Source organism: Brenneria salicis ATCC 15712 = DSM 30166, from assembly GCF_003315515.1.
Classification (GTDB): Bacteria; Pseudomonadota; Gammaproteobacteria; order Enterobacterales; family Enterobacteriaceae; genus Brenneria; species Brenneria salicis.
Genome location: NZ_QNRY01000075.1, coordinates 1 through 7,601, shown reverse-complemented (window position 1 = coordinate 7,601; position 7,601 = coordinate 1). Strand labels below are relative to the sequence as shown.

The 7,601-nt window shown below is 51.8% G+C and carries 7 protein-coding genes; 6 read left to right on the top strand and 1 reads right to left on the bottom strand.

The features are described 5' to 3' along the window. Positions 1 to 127: 127 nt before the first annotated feature. The 3 genes from DES54_RS18020 (at position 128) to DES54_RS18010 (ending at position 4,008) form a co-directional block, all read left to right on the top strand. Positions 128 to 1,327 (top strand): hypothetical protein, encoded by a 1,200-nt coding sequence (locus tag DES54_RS18020; RefSeq protein WP_147247330.1) that lies wholly within the window; start codon positions 128 to 130, stop codon positions 1,325 to 1,327. 579 nt (positions 1,328 to 1,906) lie between these two features. Further along, positions 1,907 to 2,542, top strand: coding sequence for a carbonic anhydrase (locus DES54_RS18015; protein ID WP_113869727.1), 636 nt, complete (start codon positions 1,907 to 1,909; stop codon positions 2,540 to 2,542). After that, positions 2,539 to 4,008 carry a SulP family inorganic anion transporter gene (locus tag DES54_RS18010; protein WP_113869725.1) on the top strand — a complete coding sequence of 490 codons (1,470 nt, stop codon included), beginning with the start codon at positions 2,539 to 2,541 and terminating at the stop codon, positions 4,006 to 4,008. The genes DES54_RS18015 and DES54_RS18010 overlap by 4 nt, the downstream gene beginning before the upstream one ends. Before the next feature lie 47 nt (positions 4,009 to 4,055). On the opposite strand, the gene DES54_RS18005 is transcribed toward DES54_RS18010, so the two are convergent. Further along, positions 4,056 to 5,156, bottom strand: a complete 1,101-nt coding sequence (locus DES54_RS18005; RefSeq protein ID WP_113869723.1) for a DUF1615 domain-containing protein — start codon at positions 5,154 to 5,156, stop codon at positions 4,056 to 4,058. A gap of 301 nt (positions 5,157 to 5,457) precedes the next feature. Here DES54_RS18005 and DES54_RS18000 point away from each other — a divergent pair, with 301 nt between their 5' ends. From DES54_RS18000 to DES54_RS18715, 3 genes are all read left to right on the top strand, one after another. Beyond that, positions 5,458 to 6,174 carry a GntR family transcriptional regulator gene (locus DES54_RS18000; RefSeq protein ID WP_113869721.1) on the top strand — a complete coding sequence of 239 codons (717 nt, stop codon included), beginning with the start codon at positions 5,458 to 5,460 and terminating at the stop codon, positions 6,172 to 6,174. 246 nt (positions 6,175 to 6,420) lie between these two features. Next, the gene (locus DES54_RS18720; protein ID WP_205680247.1) at positions 6,421 to 6,885 is read left to right on the top strand and encodes a DNA methyltransferase; all 465 of its coding nucleotides are present in this window, start codon (positions 6,421 to 6,423) and stop codon (positions 6,883 to 6,885) included. Between the two features lie 17 nt (positions 6,886 to 6,902). Then, entirely contained in the window at positions 6,903 to 7,373 is a 471-nt protein-coding gene (locus tag DES54_RS18715) for a DNA-methyltransferase (protein ID WP_276309760.1), read from the top strand. The last annotated feature ends 228 nt before the right edge of the window (positions 7,374 to 7,601 follow it).

The window sequence follows — 7,601 nt, the reverse complement described above, 5'->3', positions numbered from 1 at the left end:
TATCGTGGGATATTACAGCACGATCAGACCACACGACTATAACGGTGGATTACCCCCAAACGAATCGGAAAATCGATTCTGGAAAAACTCTAAACCCGTGGCCAGTTTTAGTTGACCACTACACATCGTGGGATCGGCTATCGTTCAGGGCGTTCAGACATTCCTGCATCTGGGAGAAGTGCGTTCCTGGATGAATGTCGCCGCGAGCAGCCAGATCCCCCGAAATGATGCGCTGGGCGCGCTGGGACGGTCCGTCATGGCGGGCAGCGTCACCGGGTTTGCACATGAGGCCATCGGCGGACTGATGAAACCTATTCTGGAAAACGGTTTGCAGGCGTTGGGCGTTCCAGGGCTTAAACCCGTCAAGGCTGATACCATCGTCCCCAAACCCCTGCGCTCGGCAGTAGGTGAGTACGGCGAGGTGGTGAAAAAATCGTCCCATACTCTGGCTGAGGAAACCACCCAGGCGGATCAGGAACGTTTGCACGTCAGCAATAAACAATTACACAGCGATACCGTACTGGCGCTGGGGGATTCGATGGCCTTTCTCCCGCGCGGCGCCATTCAGGTGCTGCGTCAGAGCCTTGACGATGTCAGCGCCAAGGATCTGGCGACGCCGCATATTCTCTCAGGATTCGGCACCCTGGGTTCCAGTACGGCAGGCGCGATCAAGGCGGCGGTGCAACTTCATTCGGCCTATACCGATCCCCAGGGACGTAAATTCGCCATCTTCGAACCGCAACAGACACCCCAGACGGGCATCGGCGACAAGATCAAGCAGAGCCTGGACATCACGCAAGACAAGGTGCGCAGCAATTTCTACAGCAAAATGGCGTCGGTGGTACAGGGATCGCTCATGAGCGAACTGACGCCTAAAGAGGATACCTCGGCATCGCTCAGCGGCGGACAACGCGCCAGGAATGCGTTGCTCGGCATGATCTCGCCGATTACCTATCTCTCCTCCATTTACAGCAATCAGGCTGTTTCCGCGGAAATTAAAGCGCGCAAAGGAACAATCGAACCGGGAGATCGCCTGGCCAACGCCGCTTTCAACATCGCGGCCCAGCACCGAACCCAGCTTCCGCGCGCGACCAGCGCGGATAGTCACCTGCGCCCGCTGGAGAGCACCTATCACGCGCTGCGCGGGGCGCTACAGGTGGTGCCGCAGGCTACCACCGAAGTGCTGAATTTGCTGGATCGCGGGGTGACCGAAGGGATGCATCGGGCCGCCGCCGAGGTAACCGTCGACAAGCCGGCTGCGAACCGTGCCATAGACAACCCTGCGCCGCCGTCCGCCCGTGCCGGGAAGTCTGCCCCTCGCCCGTAGCCGAACAATGGAGAATAGGTTTATCACACCGACATAACGCCGATACATTAATAACGCTCACTGATGGGGCGAGTGGCGAGTACCGCCAACGCCCCTGTAACTTGAATGATGACGGTATATCACCTGAGAGATAATGAGTCGGTTTATTCCCATTATATTAGCAAGGTTATATTTACCCCCGGCCACCAATATTATAATTGTTACGTTAATTAACTAATTAAACTGAAAAATAATAAAATTCCATTTCCCATTTTAATTCGATGAAAATAAACACGATTGTCATAATAATGTAATAATAAATATTACTGTCGCAAGTAATAAAGCCAGCGATAAGTTTTTCCTATCAAAAAAAATAATGACCATAACGCGATGATTTAAATATATTTTTAAATTCATAAGCGATATTAAAAACACAACAAAATATAAGAATATTCTTAATCACTACGTCTTGCCATAAAACATGGAACTAAATTTAATAATACGGAACTTACTTATGTGTAAGTTTTAAAATAATGGTTCCTCTCCCCTTCTCGTTGAGAGGGTGAATATCAATCTGTTTTCTAAAGCGAGATATTTGATTTGACGACATTAAAACCCCTGTTAGCCAAAAATCGTAGCTGGGCTACGCTGCGCCGTCAGCGTCATCCGCACTATTTCAGAAAACACACGCAAGGCCAACAGCCGCACTCATTGTGGATCGGCTGTTCCGATAGCCGCGTCCCTGCCGAAGTATTGACAGGCTCTGATCCCGGTGAACTCTTCGTCCATCGCAATATTGCTAATATGGTGGTAGCAGACGACGACAATTTCATGAGCGTTCTGCAATATGCCCTCGAATACCTGCATGTTTCCCGCATTGTGCTGTGCGGTCATTACGGCTGCGGCGGCGTGCAAGCCGCCGTTAACCTGCCCGAAATGACGCTCGCCAGCGAGGATTCGCCGCTCTCCCGCCGCATCACCCAACTGCGTGAGGCGATCTCATCGCAGATTAACGCCTCGCCCCATACCGAGGCTGACGAAAACACGCGTCAGAATCAGTTGGTTGAAGCGAACGTACTGGCGCAGTTCGCCCACCTGATCGCTTGCGAACCCGTGCAGCAAGCCTGGCGCAATGGCGTCGAGCTTGACGTTTTTGGTTGTGTTTATGATCTGCACATCGGTCACCTGAAAGAACTTATCCACCGGCACGCGCAGGAACAGGAGGAATCCCCATGAACCTGAGCACACTTCGCCATGACATCCCCGCGGGGCTTGTCGTTTTCCTTGTCGCCCTGCCGCTGAGCCTGGGCATTGCGCAGGCCAGCGGACTGCCGCCCTTTGTCGGTCTGCTGACCGGCGTGATCGGCGGTATCGTCGTCACCCTGTTCAGCCCGTCGCGCTATGCGGTCAGCGGCCCCGCCGCCGGTCTGGTGACGATTGTCTCCGGCGCGATAGCCAGTCTGGGCTCGTTTTCGGCATTGCTGCTGGCGGTGATGCTCGCGGGCGTTTTGCAATGCGTATTAGGGATGCTGCGCGCCGGACGCTTCATTACCCTAATCCCCGGCACCGTGATCAAAGGCATGCTCTCCGCCATCGGCATTCTGTTGATCATCCAGCAAGTTCCGCTAGCCCTCGGTTCGGACGGCGAAGACGACCTGAAATCGCTGTTCAGTCCATCCGGTTCCGGCTTCTCCGCCGGCGCGCTGACGGTTTGTCTGGTCGGGTTGGCGATTCTGTGGTTGTGGACCACCAAGCCGGTGCAGAAGATCAGCGCCATCAGTTGGTTGCCCGGTCCGCTGATCGCCGTCTTATTTGGCGGATTGTTTACGGTCTATGGCGACCGCTTATCTTCCGAGATGGTCAGCAACCTGCCGCGCATCACGCTGCCGGAATTCGACAGTATCGAGCAGTTGATGGGAGAAATGACGCGCCCAGACTGGCAGGCATGGAAAAATCCGGCGGTGTATGTCGTGGCGGTCACGCTGGCGCTGGTGGCCAGTCTGGAAACCTTGCTAAGCCAGGAAGCGCTCAAAAAAATCCGTCCGCAGCACCCGGCGCCGTCGCCGGATAAAGAGATGCGCGCACAAGGCATCGGCAACATGCTGAGCGGTTTTTTGGGCGGCCTGCCGATCACCGCGGTGATTGTGCGCAGTTCGGTCAACGTCAATGCCGGAGCGCGCACCCGATTCTCCATCCTGCTGCACGGCGTCCTGTTGCTGTTGTCCGGTTTGTTCATGGCCGATCTGCTGAATGTCATCCCACTTGCGAGTCTGGCGGCCGTGTTGCTTTACACCGGTTATAAACTGGCCTCGCCGCAACAGTTTCTGTTGCTATGGCGTCAGGGCCTGCAACAGTTCGTTCCCTTTGCCGCCACCGTCATCGGGATCATCGCCTTCGGCATGCTGGCCGGCATCGGCATCGGCATCGCCAGCCAACTGGCGTTCAGCATTTACAAAAGCCACCGCAACGCCATGAAGTTGACGCGCTACAGCGACCACTTCGTTCTGAGTTTTCAGCAAAACCTGACCTTTGTGCATAACCCGCACCTGCAAAGTCTGCTGAACAAGATCCCGGCCAACAGCGTGGTGATTGTCGAGCATGACAATGCGGACTACCTCGACCCCGATGTTCGTTCCGTGCTGGCTGATTTCCGTGACAATGCCCAGGAGCGCGGCATCAAACTCAGCCAGTGGCCGGTTTGACGCTATCTATATCTGACCGCGTAACGCCCTTTACCGGGCGTTACGCATTATTGTGCGCGAGTCAGACAGCGCTGACGGCGATCATCCACACGTTTTGCGAACCACGCGGTGGTCAGCTTGCGGGTGATTTTCGGGCTTTCCAGCGTGATCCCCGGCAGAATGGCGCGGGGAACGCTGCCGCCAGCGGATTTATCGGCTAAGGCATAAACCCGCTCATACAAGCCGGTATCTTCGAACGCCAGACTATCGCCCTTCTCCAACGCCCGACGGATTGCGCTATCGCTGATGTCCAGCCGTTTGCCCAGCGAACGCACCGCCAGTTCGGTCGCGCCGGGTTTATCCGAACCGTGATTGATCAAATCGCCATCCAGCGCCAGCGAAATACCGCTGAGACGACTGACAGCCCGTTGAAACGCGGCATTACGGCTGGCGTACCAGCCGGCGTTAAAATCCGCAAAGCGATAAATCGACTGCGGATACTTCGCCGGATAGTCCAACAGGTGTTTAATGCCGAAGTACATGCCACCGCGACGGCTGAACACCTCGCGGCGAATAGAGCCGTCCACGCGGTACGGATAGCCTGCGGCGTTGGCTTCGGCAAAGGCGATGCTCACCTGCATCGGCCCGCCGGTGTGTACCGGGTTCAGACGGCCAAACAGTTTTTGTCCCATCGGCGCCACCTCAATGAAATCATCAAAAATCGCGCTCAGTTCCTTTTCGCTGCGCACCTTGTCCAGCCGCTCACTGTAGCTTTTGCCATTGGGGGATTTGATCAACAGCGCGGTGCGCACCAGAAAAGCCGGAACATGCAATTGTTCGGCGCGACGGTCAATTTCTTTCCAGGCGATTTTGGCTAATCCCGGTACCTGCGGATCGGCGTTGAATGTCGATTCCTGTTCGGTGACCGCCAAAACCGAGCACAAATTTTCATTACTGGGATCAAGGTTCTGCGCGGTAAACGCCGCGGCAATATCGGTCGCCCAGCCCTGACGATCGCTGACGGTGGCAGGCAATAGCTTCAGCAACTGCGCACGGATATCCGCCGGACGCGGTTCAGGCGGTTGCGAGCTTTTTTCCGCGCAACCAGCCAGCACCAACCAGGCAATCAGACACAACGAACGCAACAGGGGAATACAATGATTAGGCATGTTATCTCAGCTAAGTGACCTACGGCAGCCAAGACGTTAGCGTAGTTGGGAAGGATGATCCAGTCTGATCGCCGCCGTTATGCATCCATGAAAACGCTGCTCCTCCATAGCGCAGCATTGCCCGCTTCGCGTGCGTTTTCAGATCAGCCATCATTTAAAAATCTTTTAAAACAAAAAATTAAAAAAATGGCACAGACTTCGCTTTATTGAAAGCCATCTTGTATACAAAATGGAATTCAGTGTATATCAACGCCGGCGGATGTCCCTCTGGCGTAGCCAGGGCTGGAACAGGAGCGATAAAATGCCGGAAGGTACTCAGAACAAACGCAAAAGCAAAGCCCGGCCTGAAGCGCTGGCCGAGCGCGTGTATCAATCACTTAAAAACGATATCTTTGATTTTCGCCTGATGCCGGGCGATCGGTTCAGCGAGAGCGAGGTCGCCGAACGGATGAACGTCAGCCGCACGCCGGTGCGTCAGGCCTTATTCTGGCTGGAGCGGGAAGGCTATGTTGAAGTTTATTTCCGCAGCGGCTGGCAGGTAAGACCGTTCGATTTTGAATACTTCGAAGAACTCTACGATTTTCGCACCGTGCTGGAACGGGAAGCCGTGCGCCGCCTGTGTGAGATGCCCCTTGAGCGCAGCAGCGCGCTGTTGGCTGAACTGACGCAATTCTGGATTGATGAGCCGCGCCTTGCCGAAGGTAAAACGGTATCCCGCTATGATGAAGCCTTTCATATGAGGCTGGTCGCAGCAGCAGGAAACCGTGAAATAGAACGGGTTCACGCCGAACTGACCGAAAAAATCCGTATCATTCGCCGCCTCGATTTCACACGAGAAGATCGTATTGATGCGACCTACCGCGAACACGCCCGCATTTTGCAACTGATCTTGCAGCAGCAGACCGGCGAGGCGCAGCGTATTTTAACCGCGCACATCGCCGAAAGTAAGGCCGAGGTCAGAAAAATCACCCTGCATATGTTGCAGCAGGCCAGACGCCCGGCGGTAACGCCCGAATAATACGGTGCGCTTCAGAATGCTGACAAAATCAATTCTTCGGCACATCGAGCATGTTATCGATTTTAGTCACGTTGAGGTCCCGACAGAACACCCTCTGAGTGGCCTCAACATTGAAAGATATAGAAAAATTTTGTGGAAATATAATATTTTATTAGTCATTTTAGTAAACTAGCCGTCGCTAAAGGAACAGTTTGCCAAAAATGAATACTTTAAGTATCATTCTCTGCATGTTTTATGGAGGCATGAATGCAAAGCGACAACTTTTTATCTATAAATGACATATATTATGGTAACGCTGTAGAGTTGATAAAGAAAATTGCACCAGAAACGGTGTCTCTTAGTTTCTGGTCGCCTCCGTATTTTGTGGGTAAAGACTATGAAAAAGGCGAAACATATGATTCATGGCAATTAATGTTAAAAAAAGTCATTTCTGGTCATTTTAATGCCATAAAAAAAGGTGGTTTTTTAGTTGTTAATATTGATGATATTTTGGCGTATCCCGATGTAAATATGCCAAAAATTCAGGCCCCTAATAAAAGTAAACTTCGCTCGCCGGTTACTAAGGAAATGATATTAGCGGTTAAAGCAGAACACCCTGATTTAAACCGAAACGAACTGGCTAAAATATTAGGATGTAGCGAGCAAACTATTGATAGAAGATTGAATGGAAATAATATACGGGGGGGGAATACTCAACCCAAACAAAAGTAAAGCTTACCGGACATTACCTGGAAAAATATACGGAAAATGCAGGAATGTATTTGTATGACAGAAGAATTTGGGTGAAAGATCCGACCTGGAATAATTCTCAATGGCATTCTAATTCATATCGAGCAGTTAGTGAGTTTGAGTATCTTTATATATTTTGGAAGCCAGGAGAAACAGTCATTGATAGAAATAGACTGAGTTCTCATGAGTGGGCAGCCTGGGGAAGCCGTGGCGTATGGAATATTCGATCTGTACGTGCCAATAAGGACCACGAAGCTCAATTTCCCGTTGAACTAGCCAGCAGAGTGATAAAGCTTCTGACAGATGAGGGAGATTTAGTTTTAGATCCCTTTATGGGAAGTGGAACCACCGCTGTTGCGGCATCAATGCTTAACAGAAACTATTTAGGTTTTGATAAAGAACTCAAATATATAGAACTTGCTAAAAAGAGACTGAAATCTATCCAGCCTCCATTAGATATCGCGCTTTGACTAAAGCCTTTTCGATACGCTTACTGATCCGCTATTATTGACGTAAATTTTCTGACAACGCCAATCACCGATTAATGATAGTGGATTTAGTTCTATTCTCGTTCTCTTTCTTTCCACATAAACTTCATCTTTCCCTAAATAACTGCGCCTATTACCGCTCCACTTTTGTTAGTCCAGGTTTGTTGCCTGGGAAAGGTGATGCGGTTTTAATAAATTGTCTGACATTTT